Source organism: Marinobacter sp. 3-2 (assembly GCF_003751355.1).
Lineage (GTDB): Bacteria > Pseudomonadota > Gammaproteobacteria > Pseudomonadales > Oleiphilaceae > Marinobacter > Marinobacter adhaerens.
Genome location: NZ_RJUQ01000011.1, coordinates 157366 through 182486, shown reverse-complemented (window position 1 = coordinate 182486; position 25121 = coordinate 157366). Strand labels below are relative to the sequence as shown.

At 57.4% G+C, this 25121-nt stretch carries 20 protein-coding genes; 16 read left to right on the top strand and 4 right to left on the bottom strand.

The features are described from left to right. Positions 1-129: 129 nt before the first annotated feature. Genes eno through EDB94_RS02635 form a run of 3 tightly spaced genes read left to right on the top strand, consistent with a single transcriptional unit; the run spans position 130 to position 3903 of the window. Positions 130-1431: a phosphopyruvate hydratase gene (eno, locus tag EDB94_RS02645; RefSeq protein ID WP_041645293.1), complete on the top strand. Its 1302-nt coding sequence runs from the start codon at positions 130-132 to the stop codon at positions 1429-1431. 22 nt (positions 1432-1453) lie between these two features. After that, positions 1454-2260, top strand: coding sequence for a triose-phosphate isomerase (tpiA, locus tag EDB94_RS02640; RefSeq protein WP_014577494.1), 807 nt, complete (start codon positions 1454-1456; stop codon positions 2258-2260). Between the two features lie 11 nt (positions 2261-2271). Next, entirely contained in the window at positions 2272-3903 is a 1632-nt protein-coding gene (locus EDB94_RS02635; protein WP_014577493.1) for an NADP-dependent glyceraldehyde-3-phosphate dehydrogenase, read from the top strand. A 23-nt stretch (positions 3904-3926) separates the two neighbouring features. On the opposite strand, the gene EDB94_RS02630 is transcribed toward EDB94_RS02635, so the two are convergent. Beyond that, positions 3927-5177 (bottom strand): substrate-binding protein, encoded by a 1251-nt coding sequence (locus EDB94_RS02630; RefSeq protein ID WP_053112319.1) that lies wholly within the window; start codon positions 5175-5177, stop codon positions 3927-3929. A gap of 275 nt (positions 5178-5452) precedes the next feature. Between EDB94_RS02630 and EDB94_RS02625 the strand changes: the two genes are divergently transcribed. Next, a complete protein-coding gene (locus EDB94_RS02625; RefSeq protein WP_404935306.1) occupies positions 5453-6472 on the top strand; it encodes an FAD:protein FMN transferase in 1020 nt (339 codons plus the stop codon). 21 nt (positions 6473-6493) lie between these two features. Here EDB94_RS02625 and EDB94_RS02620 read toward each other — a convergent pair whose 3' ends face one another. From EDB94_RS02620 to EDB94_RS02610, 3 genes are read right to left on the bottom strand one after another with little or no spacing between them, the layout of a single operon-like run. Beyond that, complete coding sequence (locus EDB94_RS02620; protein WP_108017387.1) at positions 6494-8053, bottom strand: general secretion pathway protein GspF; 1560 nt, start codon at positions 8051-8053, stop codon at positions 6494-6496. Positions 8054-8065: 12 nt separating this feature from the next. Next, positions 8066-10531: a LamG domain-containing protein gene (locus EDB94_RS02615; protein WP_181258999.1), complete on the bottom strand. Its 2466-nt coding sequence runs from the start codon at positions 10529-10531 to the stop codon at positions 8066-8068. A 31-nt stretch (positions 10532-10562) separates the two neighbouring features. After that, complete coding sequence (locus EDB94_RS02610; protein WP_108017385.1) at positions 10563-11798, bottom strand: hypothetical protein; 1236 nt, start codon at positions 11796-11798, stop codon at positions 10563-10565. A 170-nt stretch (positions 11799-11968) separates the two neighbouring features. On the opposite strand from EDB94_RS02610, the gene EDB94_RS02605 reads away from it, so the two are divergent. The 12 genes from EDB94_RS02605 (at position 11969) to EDB94_RS02550 (ending at position 25102) form a co-directional block, all read left to right on the top strand. Then, complete coding sequence (locus EDB94_RS02605) at positions 11969-14671, top strand: PD40 domain-containing protein (RefSeq protein ID WP_108017384.1); 2703 nt, start codon at positions 11969-11971, stop codon at positions 14669-14671. A 22-nt stretch (positions 14672-14693) separates the two neighbouring features. Then, on the top strand, positions 14694-15446 hold the full coding sequence (locus EDB94_RS02600; protein ID WP_108017383.1) for an SH3 domain-containing protein: 753 nt from the start codon (positions 14694-14696) through the stop codon (positions 15444-15446). Continuing rightward, positions 15416-16060, top strand: a complete 645-nt coding sequence (locus EDB94_RS02595; RefSeq protein ID WP_108017382.1) for an outer membrane beta-barrel domain-containing protein — start codon at positions 15416-15418, stop codon at positions 16058-16060. The genes EDB94_RS02600 and EDB94_RS02595 overlap by 31 nt, the downstream gene beginning before the upstream one ends. Before the next feature lie 11 nt (positions 16061-16071). Further along, on the top strand, positions 16072-16575 hold the full coding sequence (locus tag EDB94_RS02590; protein WP_014577483.1) for a TlpA disulfide reductase family protein: 504 nt from the start codon (positions 16072-16074) through the stop codon (positions 16573-16575). Between the two features lie 18 nt (positions 16576-16593). Continuing rightward, positions 16594-16830 (top strand): DUF4266 domain-containing protein, encoded by a 237-nt coding sequence (locus tag EDB94_RS02585; protein WP_041645289.1) that lies wholly within the window; start codon positions 16594-16596, stop codon positions 16828-16830. Between the two features lie 43 nt (positions 16831-16873). Next, on the top strand, positions 16874-17977 hold the full coding sequence (locus tag EDB94_RS02580; RefSeq protein ID WP_049784481.1) for a DUF3570 domain-containing protein: 1104 nt from the start codon (positions 16874-16876) through the stop codon (positions 17975-17977). 19 nt (positions 17978-17996) lie between these two features. After that, on the top strand, positions 17997-18548 hold the full coding sequence (locus EDB94_RS02575) for a hypothetical protein (RefSeq protein WP_041645288.1): 552 nt from the start codon (positions 17997-17999) through the stop codon (positions 18546-18548). Between the two features lie 8 nt (positions 18549-18556). Then, complete coding sequence (locus tag EDB94_RS02570; protein ID WP_260312501.1) at positions 18557-20500, top strand: hypothetical protein; 1944 nt, start codon at positions 18557-18559, stop codon at positions 20498-20500. Then, complete coding sequence (locus tag EDB94_RS02565) at positions 20493-23378, top strand: tetratricopeptide repeat protein (protein ID WP_108017917.1); 2886 nt, start codon at positions 20493-20495, stop codon at positions 23376-23378. Before EDB94_RS02570 ends, EDB94_RS02565 begins: the two co-directional genes overlap by 8 nt. Further along, on the top strand, positions 23365-23934 hold the full coding sequence (locus EDB94_RS02560; RefSeq protein WP_108017381.1) for a tetratricopeptide repeat protein: 570 nt from the start codon (positions 23365-23367) through the stop codon (positions 23932-23934). The genes EDB94_RS02565 and EDB94_RS02560 overlap by 14 nt, the downstream gene beginning before the upstream one ends. A 15-nt stretch (positions 23935-23949) precedes the next feature. Then, positions 23950-24255, top strand: coding sequence for a hypothetical protein (locus tag EDB94_RS02555; RefSeq protein WP_108017380.1), 306 nt, complete (start codon positions 23950-23952; stop codon positions 24253-24255). A gap of 139 nt (positions 24256-24394) precedes the next feature. Further along, on the top strand, positions 24395-25102 hold the full coding sequence (locus EDB94_RS02550) for a MotA/TolQ/ExbB proton channel family protein (protein WP_014577476.1): 708 nt from the start codon (positions 24395-24397) through the stop codon (positions 25100-25102). Positions 25103-25121: the final 19 nt, after the last annotated feature.

The window sequence follows — 25121 nt, the reverse complement described above, 5'->3', positions numbered from 1 at the left end:
TAACAAATTTGTCTGATCCAACGTTCATTTTCGCTTGAAGATGTTCGTTTACGAATATTAAGATGTTTAGAATGTTCGTTATCCGAAAATAAAATTCACAAACAACAATGATGTGACAGGAACGACACCATGGAACATATAAAAACAGTGACGGCTCGAGAGATTCTGGATTCCCGAGGATTGCCTACAGTGGAAGTGGACGTGGAACTCCGAAACGGCGTGGTCGGGCAGGGCCGGGTGCCATCCGGTGCCTCGACAGGAACCCGGGAAGCGCTTGAAAAGCGAGACTGTGATGACAGGCGCTATAACGGCAAGGGCGTTCTGCAAGCCGTCCGGTGCGTTAACGAATGCATAGCACCAGCACTGGAGGGCCGTGTGGTGTTTGACCAACTGGTGATGGACCGGCTCATGTGCGAAATGGATGGCACGCCCAACAAGGCAGAGTTTGGCGCCAATGCGATTCTTGCCGTGTCCCTGGCCACGGCCAACGCCGGGGCCAATTATCGGCAACAGCCTCTGTACCGGTATCTTGCCGAGCTATACGGCTGCAACGGCCCCAGCATCCTGCCGGTGCCCATGATGAACATCATCAACGGCGGCGCCCATGCAGACAACAACGTTGATATCCAAGAGTTCATGATCCAGCCCGTCGGGGCGCCCAGTTACAGTGAGGCGCTACGCATGGGAGTGGAAACCTTCCATGCCCTGAAGGCGTTGCTCCGCAAAAACGGCCTTTCCACCGCGGTTGGCGATGAGGGTGGCTTCGCGCCGAATTTGCGTTCCAGCGAGGAAGCCCTCGATCTGATTCTGGCGGCCATCGAAAAGGCGGGCTATCGGCCCGGATCCGATGTGGTCCTTGCCCTCGATTGCGCCGCGTCGGAATTCTATGAAGATGGCCATTACAACCTTAAGAGCGCTGGAAAGCAGTTCACTTCCGAAGAGTTCTCGGATTACCTGCTCGATCTGGCCATGAAGTACCCGATCGCCTCGATTGAGGATGGTATGGATGAAAGCGATTGGGACGGCTGGAAGCTTCTGACCGAAAAACTTGGCGAACGCGTCCAACTGGTAGGGGACGACCTTTTCGTCACGAATACCTCAATCATTACCGAAGGCATCAGGAAGGGCATTGCCAATTCAGTGCTGATTAAATTTAACCAGATCGGAACCCTGACCGAGACCCTTGATGCTATCGGAATGGCTCAGGATTCCGGCTACACCACGGTGATTTCCCACCGTAGCGGCGAGACCGAAGATACCTTCATATCGGATCTGGCCGTTGCAACGCGATCAGGCCAGATAAAAACCGGCTCTCTCTGCCGATCAGACCGGGTTGCCAAGTACAACCGCCTGCTGCGCATTGAACAGGATCTTGGCGCTCACGCGTTTTATCCGGGTGTCGGCGCTATACGTTGTGCCCTCGATACATGACTTTCTTTGCGGGAGAAACACCATGAGAAAACCGATTCTGATTGGAAACTGGAAAATGAATGGCAGCCTCCAGGCAAACCAGGCCCTGATGGTGCGCGTCTTACCCCGACTTCGGATGTTCCGTAAGTCTGTTGATCTGGTGGTATGCCCGCCGCATCCGTACCTGTTCCAGGTGCGTGATCTGCTTGGCTATACCGGCATCATGCTGGGCGCCCAGAATGCATCCGGGTTTGTCTCTGGTGCCTACACCGGCGAGGTCAGCGCCACCATGCTTCAGGAAATGGGCTGCCGGTATGCGCTCGTGGGTCACTCCGAGCGCCGACTACTGTTCGGCGAGGGCAACCAGGAGGTGGCAGCCCGATACCGCTCGGTTTTGCAGTCCGGCCTTACACCGGTGCTATGCGTCGGTGAGACTCTGGAAGACAGGGAGTCGGGCCGTACCGGTCTGATTATCGAACAGCAGCTACAGGCAGTGATTGACGAGGTCGGCCTGGCGGCCATGGCTAATGGAATCGTTGCCTATGAACCGGTTTGGGCTATCGGAACGGGCAAAACAGCAACGCCGGAGCAGGTTTCGGAGGTGCATCAACAGATCCGTCAGTTCCTCGCCAAAAGCGCGCCCGAGTCAGCCGACGACATCAGCGAGGAGCTGCGGGTGATATACGGGGGCAGCGTTAAAGTTGCCAATGCCTATGAACTGTTCAGCCTTGCCGACGTTGATGGCGGCTTGATTGGCGGTGCCTCACTGCACGCGGATGAATTCGGAACGATCGCCGGAGCCCTGGCTGAGGCTTCCGGAATTCTGGCCGGCGAATGCGAAACCCACTGATGGAGATGTAAATGGATCCAACACGCTGGATGCAAACCACGTTTTTCCCGAAAGAAACCGATGTGCCGGAGGAGTTCCGTGAGGGAGGCGTGAACTTAAATCATACCCTGGTTGGCGGCGAACTGCGTCCCTGGGACGGTTCTTATGCAGAGGTTCGCAGCCCGATTTGCTCAGCAGCGCAAGGCGACGGAGTTCCTCAACCTCTGCTGATCGGGCGGACGCCTCTGATGGATGAGGCGGCTGCTCTGGAAGCACTGGACGCGGCGGTTCAGGCCTACGGTCAGGGAAGTGGCGACTGGCCCAGCATGTCTGTCGCCAACAGAATCGAACATGTCGAGCAGTTCCTCGCGGAGATGCGTAACCATCGGGAGGCCGTGGTAAAGCTTCTGATGTGGGAAATCGGCAAGACCCGGAAAGATGCCTGCAAGGAATTTGACCGGACCTGCGACTATATAAACGATACGATTCATGAGCTTAAGGTGCTTGACCGCCGGTCCTCGAGATTTGAAATCGTCGGTGGCGTGGTGGCTCAGACTCGTCGCCTACCGGTAGGGGTAGCCCTCTGCATGGGGCCGTTCAATTACCCGCTCAATGAGACTTTCACGACGCTGATTCCGGCGTTGATCATGGGCAACACGGTGGTTTTCAAACCCGCCAAATACGGTGTGCTGTTGATTGGCCCGCTGATGGATGCATTCCGGAAGTCGTTTCCGCCAGGAGTCATCAACATTATTTTCGGACGGGGCAGGGATACGGTTGGGCCATTGATGGAAAGCGGCAAGGTCGACATGTTCGCCTTTATAGGAACCCACCGGGGTGCGTCAGCGCTCAAACAGATGCATCCGAAACCGCATCGCTTAAAGGCAGTGCTGGGCCTGGACGCTAACAATCCGGCCATCGTGCTGCCGGATGCGGACTTTGAGCTTGCCGTGAGTGAATGTATCAGCGGAGCGCTGTCTTTCAATGGTCAGCGCTGCACCGCCCTGAAACTGCTGTTTGTCCATGATTCCCTTGCGGACCAGTTTGTCAGCAAGCTATCGGATGCGGTCAATGAACTGGTTGCGGGCATGCCATGGGAGCAGGACGTATCGCTGACGCCATTGCCCGAGCCGGGCAAGATCGGGTTTCTCAGGGAACTGGTAGACGACGCAATCGCCAAGGGCGCATCCGTGGTCAATGAGTGTGGTGGCGAGGTCAACGGCACGTATTTTCACCCTGCCGTGCTTTACCCGGTCACTGCCGAGATGCGCATCTATCATGAAGAACAGTTCGGGCCGGTCATTCCTGTTGCTGCTTTCTCGGATGAGCAGGAAGTGATTGAGCACGTTCGGGATTCCAGCTTCGGGCAGCAGCTAAGTATCTTCGGTTCGGATTCCGACACGGTGGGCAGGCTGATTGATCTGCTTGCAAATCAGGTGGGTCGGATCAACCTCAATGCCCAGTGCCAGAGGGGGCCCGATACCCTGCCATTTAACGGACGCAAAGACTCTGCGGAAGGCACACTTTCGGTATCGGATGCCCTTCGGGTGTTCTCGATTCGCACAACCGTGGCCACCAAGTCCAGTGAGAGCAATCGGGACCTGGTGACCGGCATTGTGCGGGGACGAAGCTCGAAAATACTGACAACCGACTATCTGTTCTGATCGCCGGACCCTCTGTCTTGGATCTAGAGCTGGAGGGGCTTGCCAGCCTCCCGGCGCCGCTCTTCCCATTCTTCCCGGGTTTGTGCGGCCTGATCACCGGGCATGGAATCAATGATGCTGAAATAATCGGAACTGTATTCGTCAGCAATGATGGTGTTGCGTGGTTTTACTTTCACCACATACACCGTCTGGACATTCTGGTGATCGAATTCGCGCCAGTACTGCTCATCCTTCAGGAACGTGTATCGATGTCCCTCCAGGGCCCTGATGAGGCTGGCGGTATTGGTGGTTCCGGTACGTTCCACTGCATCCTTGTATTGATAGACGATGCTGTAAGCTGAGGCCGCAGCGGTAGAAGGCCGCATTTCATACCGAGCTGAGAAGGCCTCAACAAACTCTTTTCCTCTCGGATAGTTCAGCTCGTAGGGTACGTTCCATACCCAGGGGGAGCCACCGATAACGCCCTCCATAATGGTGGGACCTACCTGCCGAGCCATGCCCAGGGTCAGGTTGGGCACAACAATCTGCATTTTCTTGGTAAGGCCCATTTCGTAGGCAACGTTCAGTGCTCTCACCATGTCGTCGCCGAACAGGACCATCATCAGAACCTTGGCGTTACTGGCCTCTGCCTGCTCCAGCGCCTCCCTGAAATCGGTAATCAGTGCCCGGGGGAAAGGCGTTTTCACGCCCTGGTGGCGGTCAGTGTCTTCGGTTCCCGAGAACTTGCGAACAGACTCCTCCACAGACCAGCCCCAGGTGTAGTCGGCGGTAATGTAGAAGTAATCGTCTTCCGCATGATTGGTGGTCAGATACTGACTGAGCGCCTTTGCAGTCATCCAGGCGTTGTAGGGCTCACGGAACATGTATGAATGCCCTTCGGCGCCGGTGGTGGCGTTCGAGTAGGTCAGCGTGCCGAAGTAGATCCGGTTGCGATCGCGAGCAGCCTTGCCTGAGGCAATGGCAACGGCGCTGGACACACCGCCGAACACCATCTGGACGCCTTCACGGTCGATGAGTTCTGCGGTGTTCTTTGCGCCCTGGGCAGGGTCACCGCGGGTATTTCTGATCACCAGCTCCAGCTGACGCCCCATCACGCCACCGGCTTTATTGATTTCATCAACCGCCAGAAAGGCGCCCAGACGTTGTTGCAGACCCTGATCCTTGTAACGACCGGTTTGGGGATAATTCAGGCCGATTTTAAGGGTTTCGGCATACACAGTGGTGCTCGCCAGCAACAGCAGACAAGCAGAAAAGAGTACTTTTCTGACGTTCATTCAGGTTGGCCTCCGGAATTGCAGCGCCAATGGGGAAAAGGGCTGCCAATCATTGTTTTGATTATTTGTTAAGCAACGCTAGTGTCTCTGCTGATTATGAGGCCAACAATGGGACAAAAGTGGAATTTTGGGTAACAAATTGTAGGTTAGTGATCTGCATCTTGTCTGGCCTATGTTGTTCCCATGAATCGGTTCGGCTGCAGCCGAAGAAATGGATATACTTTCCGGAATTGCCCGGTGTGGGCTTCGCGGCAGCCAATGGAGTTTTGTGGGTCTTGGTAACTATAAAGCGCAGGAAATTCGGGCTTGGATCGACTCTCTCGTCTCTTGTGGCGGCAATGGGGCTTGTCATCGTCCCGATGTCGGCCAGCGCCGAGTGGTATCGGTTTTCGGATACCGCAATGACCACGCCTATCGAACTGGAGTTCTGGGCGGAGGATAAAGAGCTGGCGAACCGGGTTGGCAAAGAGGTGCTGGCGGTTTTTCATCAGGTTGATGAACAGATGAGTCGCTATCGGGAAGAGTCGGAGGTCTCCAGGCTCAACCGCAATGCACCCGACGGGCCAGTAGAAGTCAGTGACGGGTTGTTCGAGGTGATTGAAAAAGCACGGGAGGTTTCTCTACTCAGCCAGGGCGCCTTCGACATCACCTTTGGCTCAGTGGGTTACCTGTATGACTTCAGGGCCGGCAAAAAGCCCACGGACGAGGAGCTTCGATCCGGCTTGCCGCGGGTGAATTTTCGGGATGTGATTCTTGATGAGGATGATCAGACGGTCGAATACCGGCAGGCAGGGATTCTGGTAGACCTCGGTGGTATCGCCAAAGGGTATGCAGTGGATCTGGGAATCGAGCGTCTGGTCAGTTTTGGCATTCGCCATGCCCGGCTGAGTGCTGGCGGCGACATGCGACTGTTAGGGGACAAGCGGGGCCGGCCCTGGTACGTGGGCATTCGGGACCCCCGTTCAGAAGGGCGCAACGCGGTGGTTTTGCCGCTCGAGGATGTGGCCGTGTCCACCTCCGGCGACTACGAGCGGTTCTTCGTGGATGAGGCGGGAGAAAGGGTTCATCACATCCTGTCGCCTGAGACCGGCAAATCGGTCCAGGGTGTCCAAAGCGTGACCATTATCGGCGAGGATGCGTTAACAACCGACGGCCTGTCCACGGCGGTTTTCGTGCTCGGGCCCAAAAAGGGACTGGAGATGATAGAGCGTTTGAAGGGTATCGATGTTGTGGTTATCGATGATCAGCGCATGATGCACGTTTCGGAAGGCCTCGTTCCGCCCCAATCAGACTAGGGGCGGAACGAGCAGTTTCCGTCAATTTCCGATAGTGCCGTTCACGACATTCGAGAACGCAATCAAGCTGTCCTGAGATGTCCCATTGCCCAGCCCGTGGCCGTTGAAACGGGTGCCGAAGTCACCCTGTTCCCCGTGCAATGCCATGTAGTTGAGCAGCACGGTCTGAACCAACTGGTTGACGTTGTTGGCCGCAGGACTGGAGGCAGTTTCCACCGACGCATCAGAGCGCATGAAGCCGATCTGCCTGCGAATCGGAGTGGGGCGGCCCGCCGGGTTGTAAACCAGGAAGAACGAGGCGGCCGTCTGCTGGTTGTCGCCGGTCCATTCGCCCTTGCCACGACCGTCCATGGAATCGTCGATTCGGCCGTTGCTCGACACCGAGCCGTCACTGAACACATAGAGCATCAATGGCATTCCTGCCCGGGCTGCGTATTCCAGGCAGGCGCCCATACACCGACCGGCCTGTTCATCACGACGTTCGCCGGTTCCGCGCTCACCCGTATGGTAGTCGTAGCCGCCCATGGTGATCGTGCCGGCGCCAGCGTAGCCGTTCAGCACCAGCTTCATGACAGACGCAGTTTTGCGGAACTCACGGTTATTATTGAACTCATCGCGGGTGAAGATGCCGGTAGGGCCCACGATTTCGAGGTCCAGCTCTGGATCCAGTTCTGCCGGATTGCCGAAGCGGTCTGCCAGGTCTGCACTCTTGATGTAGCCGCAACGAACCAGATCCTTGACGACGTCGTCTGTAGAGATGCCGGTGTTGACCTGATTCATTTTGGCGTCGCTGATGCGCTGAATGGATTCCATCACGGCGACCGCGTCTGATTGATCCAGAATGCCAATCAGGTCGCCCACATCTACCAGGCCGGTAACGTCTGATGGCCGGTCAATCTTGGTGGGGCGAACCTCCGGATTGATCAGGTTCATCGGTGCCAGCGAGTTACCGCCGGATTCCGAACTCTGGGACCCTATGAGGGAGAGCAGGGAGCCGTCGGCACCCGCGTGATGGATGCCGTACATCGGGTTGTGGGGGTTGTTTCCGGTGTCGTTTTCCGAGCGGGCCGCAATAATGGCGCCGTCGATTCCTGCTCGGGTGCCGGCACTCGTGCTCTGGAGAATGCCGCGCAGGAAACCACTGTCCGAATGGAACGCCAGGCCCAGCTCAGTGTTCACGAACGCCGGGTCGTTCGGCAGCATGTCACCTGGTAACCCGAGTTTGTTGTAGCCCGCGGTGCTCAGGAAATCCATTTGCCCACCGGATTTGCCCATCAGCACGTTAGAGCCGGCAATGTTGGCGCCTCCTGCCAGGTCAAAGCAGATAAACGGAATCTTGCCGGCGCCCTGAACCGCGATGCCACAGCTTGCTTTCAGCGTTTCCAGGTCTGAAGAGAGCGCCGCGGATGCTGTTCTCGGATTACCGAACAGGCTGAACAGGGAAGCACCGAACACCGTCGCTGAGCCTGCCATCAGGCCCTGTGCGATAAATTCGCGGCGGGTCCGTGGCTTGCCGTGATCGTCGTGGAGCAGTGGGCTGCCGTTGGCCAAAGGCTTTTTACGGGATTTGCGTATAAACATGATCGGCTTCCTCTACTGAACCAGGGTGGTGGCGCTGCCAAGCACGGCGGCACAGCTTGCTTTCACGACTGTTTCTGTGCGGTCAGGCTCACACCCTGTATCACAGCTGGTCAGTCTATCCATGAGCTCGCTGAGCTCCGTTTCGATTGCGCTGTCACCAGGCTGTGATGCCAGGTTGCTGCCCACAAAGCGCGACAGCAATGGCCCGGTAACCAGGCTCTTGCCACCGTGGTCGAAGGCGGTGCTGGCCGGGGCGGAGAAATCGAACCCTGGGAACATCTGGTCCCGAAGCTGCGCATTTGAGACCAGGGCATCGCAGTACTGGATGGCCATCTGGGTAACGGCCATCTGATGAGAGGACAGGAAACCCTGAATAGTCTCTACCGTAGGCAATTGCTGCTTCACGGTGGTGTATGTGTTGAATACAGCCTGATTGGTTGTGGGAACACCGGTCATCCTCGACATGGACTCGTTTATCTCGTCAAAAGTCTTCAAGCCGATCTCCGATGACGGTGGCAGGTCAGCGGGTTCCGGCTGCGGCGGCAGCGAGGGTTCGGAGCGGGCAAAGTTGTTTCCGCCCAGTTGGTCGAACGTCAGGAAGAACTCATCGTTTCCGGGCCCATTCTCAAGAGCGATGATGGTGCCCAGGGAGGAGAGAGGTTGCCCGGTACCCGGTTCATAGCTGCCACTGTCGAGGGTAACGTCCAGATTGGCCCAGGCCTGTCCCACCGTTGCCTCCTTGCCGTTAATACCCAGTCGCATGCCACGCAGCGGAATATTTGATGGCTCGACGGAGTCATCAAGGCTGATAAAGAAGGGACTGGTGAATCTGTAGGCGTAGCTGTCGAACTGGCTGACTTCGAACACGATGAAGCTCTCGGGCAGGTCGATCAGGTGAGAGACCCCGAACAGAAGGTAGAACTTCTGGCCAACGCCCACCTCAAAGTTGGCCTGGACCTGTTCCGGTGTCAGCGCCCGATTGTGGATGGCGACCATCCGGATCGCGCCCTGCCAGGGCGAGTTGCCATCGGTCTCGTTGCCCAGGACCAGGGCAAAACTGTCGTCCCATTCGCTCAGCAGTCCGCCGTCGTCCGGATCAACATCGCCGGTTGGAACGCCATTCACAAAGATCTGGCGACCGGTCGCCGGGGTGTAGTTAACCACTACGTGCTGGAGCGTTGCCTGCAGGAGCATGTCGGCGTCCTGGGTTGCGAAAGGCGTATTTTCGTCACTGGTGGTGCTGCGATGCAGTACCTCGTAACGCTGGAGCGACTGGCTCAGGGTGACGTTGCGGGTGGTGGATGAGCCGGAGTAGGTCACGATCCGGGCATCTTCCTGGGTGATGTTGCCCGGGGCGACCCAGGCCTCGATGCTGTATTCGCCGGAGGCGGTCAGCAGAGTGTGCAGCTTCCGGCTGGCGGTGGTGCTGCCCTGGGCCTTGCCCGCGGGGATCATGAAGCCCTGCTCGTTTTCGCCCGCCGGGCCAAGGTCGATGCCCCAGCCGCCAACCCAGTCAACGTTTCCGCTCAGGGTCAGATCCAGCGCTGGCGATACGCCGCTGGTATCAAAGGCAGTCTGGCCTTCACCAAACTTGAATTCGTACAGGGCAATCACGTTGTCTTCAAACCGGCCGCCGGAGTTTGCGAGCAGGCCGTCTGCCTGCAGGTTGAGTGCCTTGCTAGCAACGATTGCCGGGTCCACGGGTTGGGCGCTCAGATCCTGGACCATTTCAAGAATCTTCAGTTCCATCAAATCGGCTGAGGCTTCGCAGTCGTCGTCCCAGCAGTTGTGGAAGTCGTAGCGCAGACGTTCAACCAGTCGGGATGCGCCCGGATTCATAGGATCAATACGGCTTTTCGCCTGATCGTAGGCAGTAGTAACATCGGCGCTGGCAATGTAAGGGGTTTGCCCACCATCAGCATGGCAGTCGCTGCAATACTGTCTGAGTTCGGGGTATACCGTGGTGGAAAACAGGCCAGTGTCGCTTGGCAGGGCAACCGTGGCACCCGGTTCTTTGAGCGCCGGAGCGCGAAGTTCCACGGTTTTGGCAGAGCCTTCTGACCCGCCTGCCCAGTTGGAAATATAGGTGGTGAGAATGTCCACACAGGCTGACGTGCTCTGGAGCCAGCAATTGTGGCCACCTGCCACCTTTATCACCATTGTGGACTGGGATGGATCAGAAAGGTTAACAATAGAATTCGCCTGTGCGTAAGCCAGGTTAACGTCCTGCTCATTGACGAACGTGGGTGCCTGGCCATTGGAGCCGTGGCACGCGCCGCATTTATCCTGGGTGACGAGGTTGTCCCACACGGTGCGTTTGAAGTTGGCCACATCATCCGTCGAGGGGGCAGGCCCGTTGTAGGTAACCGTGCCGGAATTCTGGGAGGTATTCGGCAGTTGTTCCGTGGATTCGCCCCCGCAGGCTGACAGCAGAAGGGCCAGGGCAGTGATGGCAAGGACCGATTTGAGGGAGCTCATGGAAATTCCTTTAAATGTTTTCATAGCGTCCTCACTCCCCCATGCAGTACACGGCGGATTCTGCAAATACCTGCTTCAGGTCGTAACCCTGACTTGCGAAGCTGGCAACCATACTGCTTACCTGCGAACGGTCTGCGCTGTCGGAGGGAGGTCGCAGGCAAACATTCTCGAACACCTTCTTGACCTGGCACTCTGCGAAGGCCTCGGAATTCGCGAATTCCATACCCAGGCTCTTGGCACCGCTGCCGGAACCCGGGAGTGAGGGATCCCATCCCAGTCGGCGATTGGCGCCCTGGCGCCAGTAGTTATCCCAGCTGTCGTCAGGTGTGACATAGCCCTGCTCGAAGGTTGCAGAGTTGATGTGGTACTTGCCCTGAACCCTGGAGCCGGTTTCTGGATCTGTTTCGCCAATAGCGTTGTAGACCAGCCTGCCCAGTTCTCCATCGGGGTCGGTGTTGGCGTCATACTCGTAGTCGTAGTAGGCAAACGCCTGGGTCATGGGGTCCATGCCGGTGTGGCAGCCAACGCAGTTGTTCAGGAATACCCGGCTGTCACCACCCGGGCTGCGGGAAACATCCTGGCGAATGCGGTCCGTGGGCAAGGTAACGTCCGCAACCTGCTCCAGGTCGTTGCACATGTGATTGATCAGTGTGAAGCGGAACATCGCCCGGTTGGTGCCGGCACTGAAGAAAGCCCGGGCGGAAGCTCTTGATGTAATGACGCCGGCGGTGGCCGAGGGAGGAAGGCCCGTGTAGGTCGACTGGTTTACCCGCTCCAGGTTGTCCTTAAGGCTGGCTCCACTGTTCTCGAGGGATTCATAGTGGTTGTTGTTGCTGGTGGAGTAGTTTGGCAGGTTCAGGGATGCATTCCCGATGTAAAGAACATCGTCATACAGAACTTTTCGGAAGTCTTCCCCGTCCCGCACCAGGCCAATCACCGTGGCAATGTAATCATTGAGGGGCACGAACTTTGACATCGCCTCGTTGGTCCAGGGGGCTGCAAAATTCTTCAGGGTGACGTCGTAGAAAGCGCTGTCTTGCATGGCCGTGAAGGCGGCATCAATCGCTCTGCCGGACTCTATGTCGCTCGCCATATCGTCAAGGACGACTTCAGAGGGTGGCACGCCGGCGACCCGATCGTGGATTCTTTTGGCCTGCTCCCTGGGTCCAGCCTGAACAAGGCTGGCCTGTCCAGACACCAATGCGACGAGAACTGCGGTACTGCAAGCCTTGCAAAGCAGGCTTCTGATCCTGTTCCGGGCGGTCATGTCCTTTCCCTCGGTGATCGATAGCATGTGCACATTAATGCTTTTTGACAATTGTTAAAAGTTTACGGCTTGCTATATCCTTCGTTTTGAGCCGTAGGCCACGTTATTACATTGCGTTACGTAAAACCCTTGGAGCCTGCCAGCGGAACCGACTTAATTTATGTCATGGAATGTCATCCGAAACAGGGTTTCTCACGTTGGAAATTAAGTCGCCCACTCTAACCATTTCTCGCAGTGCTCGCCTGGCTGTCGCACTCGGCTCGCTTGCTGCTCTGTCTGGCTGTCTTTCGAGCAGCGACAGTCAGCAGGCGGATCCGGTTGTCGTCGAGAACCCTGTGGCTTATGTCGAACGGGCTCTGCTTTTTGACGAAAACACCGGGGCCCTTGTCGAGGACAACCTGGCCGACCCGAGCGCTTTCCGCCCCGGAGCGCGGCTGTTTCTGAAGGCCAGTGCCACTGCGGACGCCGAGACGCGGGATATTGCCTCAAGAGCATTCGCGGGGCCGCAATTCCTTGATGACAATGGTCAGTTGCGTTACGACGTGAAAGATCTCCACGTTTCCCACGACGGCTCCAGACTGCTGTTTGCCATGCGTGCGCCGGAAATCGAGGACGCAGACGACGAGGATCAGCCAACCTGGAATATCTGGGAATACGACGTTAGTACCGACATCCTGCGCCGGATCATCGATTCGGACGTTACCGCCCGGGCCGGGCAGGACGTTGCGCCAGCCTATCTGCCTGATGGCAGAATCGTTTTCTCGTCAACACGTCAGCGGATTTCCAAGGCGGTGCTGCTTGATGAAGGCAAACCCCAGTACTCCGGTCTGGACGAGGAGGGTGATAGCCCCGGGTTTGTTCTGCATGTGATGGACGACGATGGTCAGAACATTGAACAGATCACCTTCAATCAGAGCCACGACCTCGACCCCATGGTGGCGGATGATGGCACCATTGTTTTCAGCCGCTGGGATAATGCCGGCCAAACCCGGAACAACGGTGTGAACCTCTACCGCGTCAACCCTGACGGCACTGGCCTGAGTTATCTTTTCGGTCGTCACTCCCACGATTCGGTTCCAGAAGCGAACGACATACAGTACCTGCAGCCACGAAAATCAGACAGCGGCAATCTGCTCGTGCAGCTAAGGCCGTTTGAAACGGATGATTACGCGTCTGTGTTGGCGGAAGTCGATGTTGACCAATTTGTTGAGGCCAATCTTCGTCTCGATGGCACCGAAGGTTCGGGCCAGCGCTCGCTTGTGCCCGGCGTGGGCCTGGATGGCCAACTGTCGCTGAAAGGCAGTTATGCATCGGTTTCACCGCTGCTTGATGGTACCAACCGCTACCTGGTCAGTTGGACACCTTGCCGGTTGCGTGAAACAGCGACCGACCGGATTGTGAACTGCACGGAAGATCGCCTGCAATCCGAAGACTATCAACCCGCAGAGCCCGTCTACGGTTTGTGGCTTCTGGATATCAACAGCGAAACCCAGCGGCCGGTGGTCCCGCCGGTAGAGGGCGTTCAGTTTGATGAGGCGGTCCTGATGAAGGAGCGGCCTCTGGAAGGGTTCATCCCGGAATCCCAGTTCACGGGTGATGAGGGGGCCCTCGGCGATGCCGGCTACGGCGTCCTGCACATTCGAAGCGTCTATGATATCGATGGAGTGGACACCACGCCGACTGGTATTGCTGCAATGGCTGATCCGCTGCAAACGCCGCCGGAAGATCGCCCGGCAAGATTCCTTCGATTGGAAAAGCCCGTGGCCATCCCCGATGAGAACGTCCGGGATTTCGACAACAGCGCCTTTGGCCGCAGCCGGGCTCAGCTGATGCGGGAGATACTGGGCTACGTGCCGATAGAGCCCGATGGGTCAGTGAAGGTGGCGGTGCCCGCCAATGTTGCATTTGCCATCAGTATTCTCGATGAGAAAGGCCAGCGTGTTGGTGGCGCTATGGGCAACCGGCACCAGAACTGGCTCACGGTGCGCCCCGGCGAGACCCTTGAATGTTCAGGGTGCCACAACCCGAACAGTCCGACACCCCATGGCAGACCGGATGCCGGTCCAGCGTCCGTGTGGGGTGGGGCCGCAACCACCAGCCTTCCGTTCCCGAATACCGACCCGGCTCTGTTTGCCGACATGGGTGAAACCATGGCTCAGGTGTTTGCCCGCATCAACGAGATTCGCCGGCCGACGCCGGATGTGGTCTATGCCGATGAATGGTCCGGAGATGCCGTGGATCCCAAGCCTGACAGCTTTGCCTACGCCTATGCCGATCTGCAGACACCGCCGCCGATATCCGGCGTATGTGCCACCGACTGGGCGCCGAATTGCCGGATTGTGATCAACTACGAGCAGCATATTCATCCGCTGTGGAGCGTCAATCGGGAGGTATTGGACCCGGACACCATGGCGGTCGTGGATGACTACACCTGTACCAGTTGCCATACGGACACCGATGCTGCGGACGCTCAGCAAGTGCCGGCTGGACAACTGGATCTGGGCGATGGCCCGTCACCCGATGAACCGCTACACTTCAACGCCTACAGAGAACTGCTCTTCCCGGACAGTGAGCAGGAACTGGTGAACGGCGCCCTGATCGATGTGCTCGTGGACTCCGGGGAGGTTTTGAGGGACGAAGAAGGCAATCCCATTCTGGACGCCAACGGAGATGAACAACCCATCCTGGTAACAGTGCCGGTGCAGGCTTCAATGTCCGTCAACGGTGCCCGTGCCAGTCGTTTCTTCGATGTATTCGCCGACGACGGTTCACACAGGGATTTCCTCTCGCCCGCCGAACTGCGACTGATTGCAGAGTGGTTGGATATTGGCGGCCAGTATTTCAACAATCCGTTCGACGCTCCGGAAGACTGATCCAAGGACTGAAACTCGCACCATGCCCATCGCCATTCTTATCTTTCTTTTGTTGTTGCCGGCCCAGAGCTGGGCCGGCTGGCTGTGGGGGCAGGCTGAAGACGATGAATTGAAAGTGCAGGTGGCGGAGCCCTATGTGTCCTGGCGAACCGGACCGGCAACGGGCTATCCGGTTTTTCATACCAGCGAAAAAGGGGAATGGCTGACCATTCTCCAGCGCAAGACAAGTTGGATCAAAGTGACGGATGCCCGTGGCCGGGAGGGTTGGATAGCGGTTGCGGATATTGCGCAGACGGTGGATGCCACGGGTAATCGTGTGGATCTTCAGGTGCCGGATTTTGAGGCTTTTGAAAGCCGGCGGGTGGAAGCCGGATTGATGATGGGGGAGTTTGACGGTGCCGCTGTCACGGCAGGCTACGGAGGCTTCTGGATGACCAGAAACCTGTCCGCCGAGCTTTGGGCTTCTCAGATTCTGGGCAGCGCCTCGGAAATTAGGATGGTTAATGCGAATCTGGTGCATCAGCCATTTCCTGACTGGCGGGTATCACCCTTTTTTACCCTGGGGGTCGGGCATATCTGGGTTGATCCCAAGGCCACTCTGGCTCAGCCCGAAGAACGGGATAACAGCATTGGCCATGCAGGGCTTGGCATCCGCGCCTACATCACCGATCGATATTTCATCCGTGCCGAAGTGAAGGACTACAAAGTGTTCACTACCCGGTCCACCAACGAAGAAGCGACAGAATGGAAAATCGGACTAAGCATCTTTTTCTGAAAACGCTGTGTCTCGGGGCAGGGCTATGCATAGCCACAGCAACCCAGGCCCAGGATGATCGGCCGCTGATCGAGCCGGATGTTACGCCGGTGCCGGTCACCGAGGCGCTGATTGACACCGAGAACTTTGAAATTGGCGCTTTTGTGGGCGTGCTCAATATCGAGGACTTCGAGTCATCGCTGCTTTATGGCGGCAAGCTCACCTACCACCTCAGCGAGTCCTTCTTTTTCGAGGCAGGAGTCGGCTTCGCGGAGGGTGGAGAAACCAGTTTCGAGAAACTGGCCGGTAACGTGGAGGTGCTTACCGACAGCGAGCGGGATTACAGCTATTACAACATCAACCTGGGTTACAACGTGCTTCCGGGTGAGGCCTTCCTCACCGAGAACTACGCGTTCAACACCAATTTCTATCTGATTGCGGGTGCCGGCGCTACCGATTTTGCGGGTGACACCCGGTTTACCCTGAATGCCGGCGCGGGCTATCAGGTTCTGTTGACGGACAGCGTTGCAGTTCAGATTGGTGTAAGACAGCACTACTACCGAATAGACGTTCTTGGGGCCGAGAAAACCTCCATGAACACAGGGGTCAGCACTGGCCTGTCGGTCTTTTTCTGATTACAGGAGCAATGGTTATGAAAGCATCCATAAAATCACTGGCGGTGGCGGGCGTCCTGGCCTGTCTTAGCCCCATGGCGGGCGCCGAGGCCATCAATGTGCCAGCTCCGGATTTCACCCTGGAAAGCCGTTCCGGCGAAAACCTGAGGCTGGAGGACCATCGTGGTGAAGTGGTGATGCTGAACTTCTGGGCATCATGGTGTGGTCCCTGCCGCCAGGAAATGCCGCTGATGGATGAGCTTTACAGCCAATACAAGGATCTCGGCTTCACGATTCTGGCGGTCAATGTGGATGAGAATCGGGAAGAGGCCCATCGCTTCCTGGACAAGGTACCCGTGAATTACCCGATCCTCTACGATCCGGAGAGTTCGGTGAGCGAGCTTTATGAAGTCCAGGCCATGCCAACGACCGTGATGATCGATCGCGATGGTAATGCCCGGTATCTCCACTACGGCTATCAGCCGGGTTACGAAGACGAGTACGAACAGCAGATTCGCGAGCTGGTGCGCGAATAATTTTCGGACGGAACGTTTATGCGTAATTTGTCGATCTTCACTGCCTCTGCTCTTTTGGTCGCGACCTTCACGATCTCTGGATGCAGCTCAATCAAGCCGTGGGTAAAACCCTATGAACGGGATAATCTGGCGGATCCGGTCATGAGTCTCAGCCGTCATGGCAAGGCGGATTCCTATATGCATCACGTCTATCAGTCCCGGGAGTCTGCGCGGGGAGCAGAAGGCGGTTCTGGGGGTGGCTGTGGCTGTAACTGACGGCAAGAGGTTAGTACGCTCCGTCTGCGCTCTGTTCGTGCTGATGTTGGCCGGGCAACAGGCGATTGCGGCGACCTTGCCAGTGGATAACGTGGATGTTCTCTACCACCGCTATGACGGTGGTGGCATGGTCATCGATGGCCCCTCAGTTTTGGTGCGCAAGGGTATTGGCTCGTCGGTTTCGTTTTCCGGCCAGTACTATGTTGACTCCGTTTCGGCTGCCTCTGTGGACGTTCTGGCCACGGCGAGCCCCTACGAGGAAGAACGCAACGAGTACACTTTTGGTGTCGATTACCTGCACGATAAGTCCATTTTGAGTCTGGGTTTCACCAACAGTTCCGAAAACGATTACGAGGCCAACACCGTTTACTTCTCGCTCAGCCAGGAGTTTTTCGGGGGCATGTCCACAGTAACCATGGGCTATGCCAGCGGCTGGGATGAAGTGGGCCGGGTCGGCAACGATTCCTTCAGCGAGGAAGCTGATCGTCGGAACTATCAGCTCGGACTGAGCCAGGTCGTCACCCGCAACAGCCTGGTAGGCCTGGATCTTGAGGTGGTTACGGATGAGGGCTTCCTGCAGAACCCTTACCGACAGAACCGCTACATTGACCCGAACGATTCCACAGCGTTCCTGTATCAACCAGAACGTTATCCGGAAACCCGAACAAGTACCTCCGTGGCCATGCGAGCGCTTTATTATCTGCCATATCGCGCCTCAATTCGCGGTGAATACCGTTATTTTTCCGATACCTGGGGCATCAATGCCCACACGGTCGAACTGGGATACGTGCACGGATTGAACCAGCACTGGACCCTTGAAGGTTCCATTCGTTACTACAGCCAGAGCGAGGCGGACTTTTACAGCGATCTTTTCCCATTCGAGAACTCCCAGACACACCTGGCCCGTGACAAGGAGCTCAGCTCCCTATCCGGGACAACCCTGGCGGTGGGCGCGGTCTACGAATGGAAGCAGACGTCGCTTCCCGGCATCGATCGCCTGCAGTTCAGCTTACTGGTGGACTGGCTGAATTTTGAATATGACAACTTCCGGGATGTCACCGCAGCAGGTGACTTTCTCCCGGGCGAAGAACCCCTATATTCCTTCGATGCCTACGTAACCCGGGCGTCGTTGATTCTTGAATACTGAGCATGCAGGAAGAACGACCATGGCCACTTGCTTGAACTCCCGATTTCCGGTGCTTTTAGCGGCATTGACCCTCGCCCTGACAGCCCCCGCATTTGCCCAGACCAATCCCGGGGCGGAGAAAGATGATACAGCCGTCGCCGAGCAGGTGGAGGCGCTCAAGAAGAAAGTGATACGCCTGAATCGTGACCTGTTTATCCTTGAGGAAGATCTGCTTTTTCCAGCCAATACCCAGGTTGCCGTGTTTCTCAGCGTTGATGCCGGGAAGTTTCTGAAGCTGGATGCGGTCAAACTGAAAGTCGACGACGAGATTGTTGCTTCCCACCTGTATACGGAGCGACAGGTGACTGCCCTTGAACGCGGCGGCATGCAGCGGCTATACGTCGGCAACCTGAAAACCGGCGTCCATGAGATGACGGCGTTTGTTGAGGGAATCGGCCCGGATCAGCGGCCTTACAAGCAGGCGGCCTCCCTGGAGTTTGAGAAGGGCACTGGAACGGCCGCTCTGGAAATCCGCGTTGAAGATCGCTCCTCCAACTACCAACCCTCCGTATCCATTGTGGAGTGGGAGTAAGCCGCGTCGTGGGATTGAAAGCAAGCCAGTTCTCAGGTCGACGCCCGTTCATTTACGCGGGTGCCCTACTGTGGCTGATGATGACTCCGGTTCATGCCGACGAGGCGCAACCCGAGCGGGCGAAGGACCTTCGTTATGGTTGGGCGCTGTACGAATACCATCAGGGTAACGCCTTCGAGGCTCTGACCCAGCTGGCCGTGGCGCGCGAACGGGGCGGCATTGAGGGACACGGAGATCATCCGGCTCTCGTCGAGGGCGGGCTCATGCTGTCCTGGGGGATGACCCGAGAGGCGAGCAGGTTGTTTACGCAGCTACTCGGGGCCGATGGCGCCGGCAGCAATCTGTCGCCTGATGTTCGCAACCAGGCCTGGTTCTATCTCGGTAAGGTGTTTTACCTCGAGGGGAATCAGGCGCTCGCACGTGAGAACCTCGATCGTGTCGATGGCGAGATACTGGCCGAGGCCGACCACGATCTTTTCCGCGAATGGATTTATCTGCGCTCCCGGCTGGTCATGATGTCTGCCCGCCCTGATGATGAACCCGAACTGGCTTCGCTTCGGGAGCAGCTGGACGAAACGGACATCTGGTCCCTTTACCTCCGGTACAATTCCGCGGTCTCCGCTCTCGATGCGGCAGACGTAGCTGCCGCCGAAGAGGAACTGAAAAAGCTCATCGCCATCCTCGACCAGTCCATTGACTCCGTCGAGCCAGATGCCGAACGGGAGGGCCTGCTGGGCCGCGCTCGCCTCTCGCTTGCGGGCCTGTACCTGCGTGATAACCAGTTTGAGGCAGCTCTGGAGGTCCTGGGAGCCATGCCACTGACCGGCGTGTTCGCCGATCAGGCTCTCTTTGACTACGCCGTTGCCGCGGCGGGCCAGGGCAGGCCGGAGAGGGCTCTCGACGCCCTTGATACTCTCGCGAACCGTGAACTGTTTTTGCCCTGGCGCCAGCAGGTTCCCTTTGCCCGCGCCTATGTTCTTGAGCAGATGAACGCTCCACAGCGAGCATTGCCTGCGTTTAAAAAGGCGGCCGACCATTACGAGGCCCGTATCAGGGAGCTCGACAACATCCGGGATCGGCTGAATGAAGAAAACCTTATGGCCCAGCTTGAGTTCAGCCGTGACAGCGACGGGATTCTTACAGATTCCTATGGCCGGCTGCGCGTGCAGCCCCTCGATTCTGGTATGGCGGAAGTGCTGGCTTCGGAGACGTTCCAGCAGGCGCTTGCCGAATTGAACGAACTCTACCGAATACAGTCCTTCATCGCCGAGCGGCAGTCCAGGTTTGAATCGTTCCGGATCATGCTGGAGACCCGTGAGCAGCAACGGCAGATTCGTATTGCCGAGACCCGTCGGGCACTCGAAACCCAACAGGCAGACCAGTGGCAGCAGTTGCACGAGGACTTCACGGACAGAATTTCCTCGGCGCTGGCAGACGAAGATGCGGGATTCTTCATGACCTCGCAACAAAAAGCGCTCAGAGACAAGCTCGCTGAGGTTGAGAAAACTCTGGCGGATTTGCCTGACGACGCGACGACCGCCAGGCAGCGTGCGACGTATCGGCGGATGCGTGCCTACTTCGATTGGTGGATTGCGGATGACTATGGAATCAATCGCTGGGCGGCGCAAAAACAGCTCATGCAACTGGATCGCGAGATGCAAAGCTTTCAGGCCCAGCGGCAACGGGTTGAAAGCCTGATGGCCGATGATGCCCGCCATGCGGAACTGGCTCGGCGGATCGCTGCCAGCGAACGGGAACTCGCGACTCTTGGAACAGAGGTGTCCGAGGCATTAGGCAGTGCCCGGCAAACACTCCTGGCGCAGGTTGATCGGATGCTGGCTGCCCAGCAACAGGAGCTTAATGGATACCTGCTGGCCTCTCGCCACGCCCAGGCGAGGCTGGCGGACCAGTTGTTCCGCGCATCGCAAAATGCAGGTGCCGGTGATGAATAATCGGATGGCCGGCAGGACTGTTAAAGGCCTCCTCATGGTTGGGGCCCTTGTCATGGCGAGTGGCTGCCAGATGTTGCAGTCGATGATGCCTGCCGGTGGCGAAGAAATGCCGCGAGTCCGTGAGGGCACACTGGCTGCGCTTCCGGCGATCGAAACGCGGCAGGAAAGTGCCGATGCAGCGGCGGTCAGCGACCCCGCAGAAGATGTTTCCATTGAAACGGTAATGGACAGTTACAAGGCGCTTTTGCCACTCGTAGAGGATCCCCGCAAGCAGGTTACCATCAGGCATCGGTTGGCCGATCTGGAATTCCAGCGTGCGGAGCGGAAAATGGCGGATTCGGCTGTCGATGAACTGTCCGGCGCCATCGATGCCTACCAGCGCCTTCTGTCGGAATATCCAGAGCGTGAGGGCAATGACCAGATCTATTATCAGCTTGCCAGAGCCTGGGAGCTTCGAGGCGCGACGCCGCAGCAGCTTGATGCACTGAATACTCTGGTCCGCCGCTACCCGGATTCAGAATACTGGGTTGAGGCTCAATTCCGCCGCGGCGATCTGTTGTTTATCGATGGCCGATACGGGGAAGCGGAACAGGCTTTCGACGAGGTTACCCTCGCGAGCCAGGAACGCATGGCCGATCCCTCGTTCCTGGTGAACGCGCATTACATGAAGGGCTGGAGTCTTTTCAAACAGGCGCAATACCAGGAAGCGCTCTTCAGTTACGTTGAAGTGCTTGATCTTGTCATGCCCGAGGGCAGGCCGGTGGCGGACGTGGATCAGCGAAGCCAGACACTGATCGAAGATCTGTTCAGGGTGGTAGGGCTGTCCCTGTCGTACCTTGACGGAGCGGAAACCCTCCAGGCGCTTTTCCGCCAAACGGGTGGTCGCCCCTACGAAATCCTGGTCTACGACCGCTACAGCGAGCTCTTGCTCGAGAGAGAGCAATACAGTGATGCCATCGATGTCTTCGAAGCCTACATAGAAGACCATCCGGAGAGTCCCTGGGCGCCGCGCTACCACATCCGGATCATTGATACCCTTGAGCTGGCCGGTTTCACCCGTACGATCCCTGAACGAAAGGCCGGCTTTGTCAGCCTTTACGGAATCTACAGCGATTACTGGCAGTCAGCGGGCCCCGATGCAATTGGCTTTATCGAGCAACAACTGGAACAACTGTTGCCGGAACTGGCGGACCGCCAGTACCTGCTGGCAGGGGAGGCGGAGGATGATCAGCAGGCGGACGATCATTACCGCAAAGCCGCCAGTTATTACGCCGAATTTGCGGCTACCTTCCCGGACCACCCCCGTACACCGGAGCGGCTGTTCCTTCTGGGTGAGACTTACCTGGAGCTGGAAGACTGGCCGGCAGCAATCGCAGCTTTCGAACGCGTGGCCTATGACTATCCGGAAGACACAGTAGCCGATCGGGCAGCTGAAGCCGGGTATGCCTCGGTGCTGGCATTCCGGGAGTACTCGCAAACCTGGGAGAGTGAACCGGTATCGGAGCGGATGGCCTATCAGGAGCTGCAACAACTGAACCGGCTGCGGTTCGCAAATGCGTTTCCCGGCGACGCCCGGGCGCCGGCGGTGTATTACATTGCGCTGCAGCGTGAATTTGACCTGAACAACTGGGAAGAGACCGTCAATATGGCGGCCCGACTTGTTACCTGGCAACCCACGCCCCCGGATGAATTGACGACGGAAGCTTTGCTGTTATCCGGGCACAGCCTCTCCGAACTGGCCCGATACGCCGAGGCTGAACAGGCTTATCGTGACGCCCTGGCAACAATGGCCGAAGACGATGAACGCAGAAGCGGCGTTCGTGAAAATCTGGCAGCCGCGGTCTATCGACAGGCGGAGCAGTTAGCTGATGCCGGAAATGTGGAGGCTGCGGTGAGCGAATTCCTGCGAGTCGGCACGGCCGTTCCAGAATCCGCTCTGCGGGCAAACGCCGAATACGATGCTGCCTCACTTCTTATCACCGCCAATCTCTGGGAGCAGGCCATCGGTGTGCTGACCAGTTTCAGGCGGTCTTTCCCCAATCACGAGCTGATTGACACAGTCCCTGCAAAACTGGCGTTGGCCTACCGTGAAACGGAGCAGTGGGAGCGAGCCGCCGACGAACTCCAGCAAATGGTCTCCCTCGCCAAGACGCCGGAAGAGCGAAGGGAAAACCTGTTGATTGCAGCAGAACTGTACGATCAGGCCGGTAACCGGGAGAAGGCGATTGATACCTGGCGAAATTACGCCAACAGCCACCCCGAGCCGACGGACGTCTACATGGAAGCGGCCAATCGGCTGGCTGAGCTCTATCAGGAAGACGGGGATGCCGAAAGCAGGGATTACTGGTTGCGAAAGCAGATGGAAACGGTGGACCGGGACCCGGACGCCGCGGACGATCGCATGAGGTACCTTGCGGCGTCAGCCTCTGCAATCCTCGCCCGCGACGCCCTTGCCCGGTATGACGGCATCAGGCTGACTCTGCCACTCAATCAAAGCATGACAGCGAAGACCGATGCGCTTGAACGAGCGGTCAACGCCTACAAGAAGACGGCCAGCTATGGCCTTTCATCATTTGCAACCGAGGCTGGTTACCAGATCGCCCACATCTATGCACGCCTCGGTGCCGATCTCATGGACTCGGAGCGGCCCACCGGATTGAGCGAGCTTGAACTGGCTCAGTACGAGCTTCTCCTGGAAGAGCAGGCCTACCCGTTTGAGGACAACGCCATCGATATCCACGAGCAGAATATCCGGCGGGCCCGGGAGGGCATTTTCGATGAATGGGTCAAGCGCAGTTACGAGGCCTTGAAAGCCCTGTTGCCCGGACGTTATCGGAAAGAAGAAGTTACCCAGGGGGTTGTCTATGAGCTCGATTAAGGCCTGCGGACTCTGTCTTTTCGTGATGTTTTCGCTTTCGGGGTGTGTGACGGCGCCGGCGCCGCCGGAGTCTGAGGCAGAAGTTGAGCAGGCTGCACTGGAAGCGTCATTCGCCAAGGCCGTGAGTGCCATGGAGGAGGGAAATCTCGCCGAGGCCAAAACCCGATTCGAGCAACTGGTGAGCGACTACCCCGGAAAAGCCGGCCCCATGGCCAACCTTGGCATTATTGCGTTCACCGAAGAGGATACCGAGACCGCGAAAAGTTGGTTTGAACGCACGCTGGCGATGAATCCTGAACATGTGCAGGCGCTGAATCATCTGGGAGTAATTGCCCGGAACGCAGGAGAATTCGAGGAAGCAGAACGGTATTATCGCGCGGCACTGTCTGCTGATCCGGATTACGCGCCTGCTATCCTTAATCTGGCCTTCCTGCTTGATATCTACCTGGGTAAACCTTCCGAGGCGGTCGACCTTTATGAGCGTTATCAGTCCGCGGCCAGTGAGCCGCACCCCAGACTGGAAGACTGGATCTTCGATGCCAAAAACAGAATCTGATGTGGACTATGTGATATGAAACGTCTCGCGCTAATCGCTCTGGCAGTTTCCGCGCTGGTGCCCACGGCGCCGATGGTCTTCGCCCAGGACGCCCCGGGTGTGGTTACCATTGAGGGCACGCGAATCCGTGGCGATCAGGAAGTGCCTACGGTGATGTATCTGGTGCCCTGGCAGCCACCGGAAGTGGACGAGTTGCGTGCGCCAGAAGAGCGCCTGATGGTTGATCAGGGTCTCCGGCCATTGGAACGCTATGAGTTCCAGCGTTTTATCAAGTATCACGAAGTGTTTATCAAACAGACACAGGCCAACACAGGGCAGTAGAGTGTGATGCCTGTCACGTCATGAGTGTGTTCCTGCGCAAGATTAAACAAACCCTCACACAGACTTTCGCGAACTTACCCTTGCAGGGGAGTGACGCGCTTAGACTGATCTGAAAACCGGACCATGGAGTGCCCAGAAAATGATCGATACCGCCGTTCGCTTCTTCCAGGAAGGTGGCTTTTTTATGTTTCCGATTGCGGTTGTGCTGATTGTCGGACTCATTGTTGCCATTGAACGTTACGTTTACCTTTCCGCCCAGAAACTGACCAACCGACGGGACTTCAACCGCCTGCATCAGATGATCGCCAAGCGTGATCTGAAGGGCGCCCTGAACTACACCCAGGAATCCGGTAGTGCCATGTCGACGATGATCGGCTTCGGCCTTCAGCGCCTGGCCCGCCGCCAGGGTCGTGAAGAGATCGAATACGCGATGGAAGAGGGGTTGCTGGATGTGATGCCGCGGTTGGAAAAGCGTACCCAGTATCTGGCCACGCTGGCCAACATTGCCACGCTGCTCGGCCTGCTGGGTACCATTATTGGGTTGATTGCAGCGTTTACCGCGGTAGCTGCAGCGGATCCGGCCCAGAAGGCGAGCCTTCTGTCTCAGAGTATCTCGGTTGCCATGAACACCACCGCCTTCGGCCTTATGTCTGCAATTCCCATGCTGCTGATCCACTCACTGCTGCAGACCAAGACCAATGAGATCGTCGACAGCTTTGAGATGGCGGGCATCAAGGTCCTGAACCTCCTCAGCGATGGTTCCGGGAGTAAGACCGCCGCTCAACCACAGGGACAGAATGCCGCTGCGCCGGCACAGGTAGCGACTCCGGCCGGTAGCCCGGCCTGATAACCAGCCAGAAGGATGT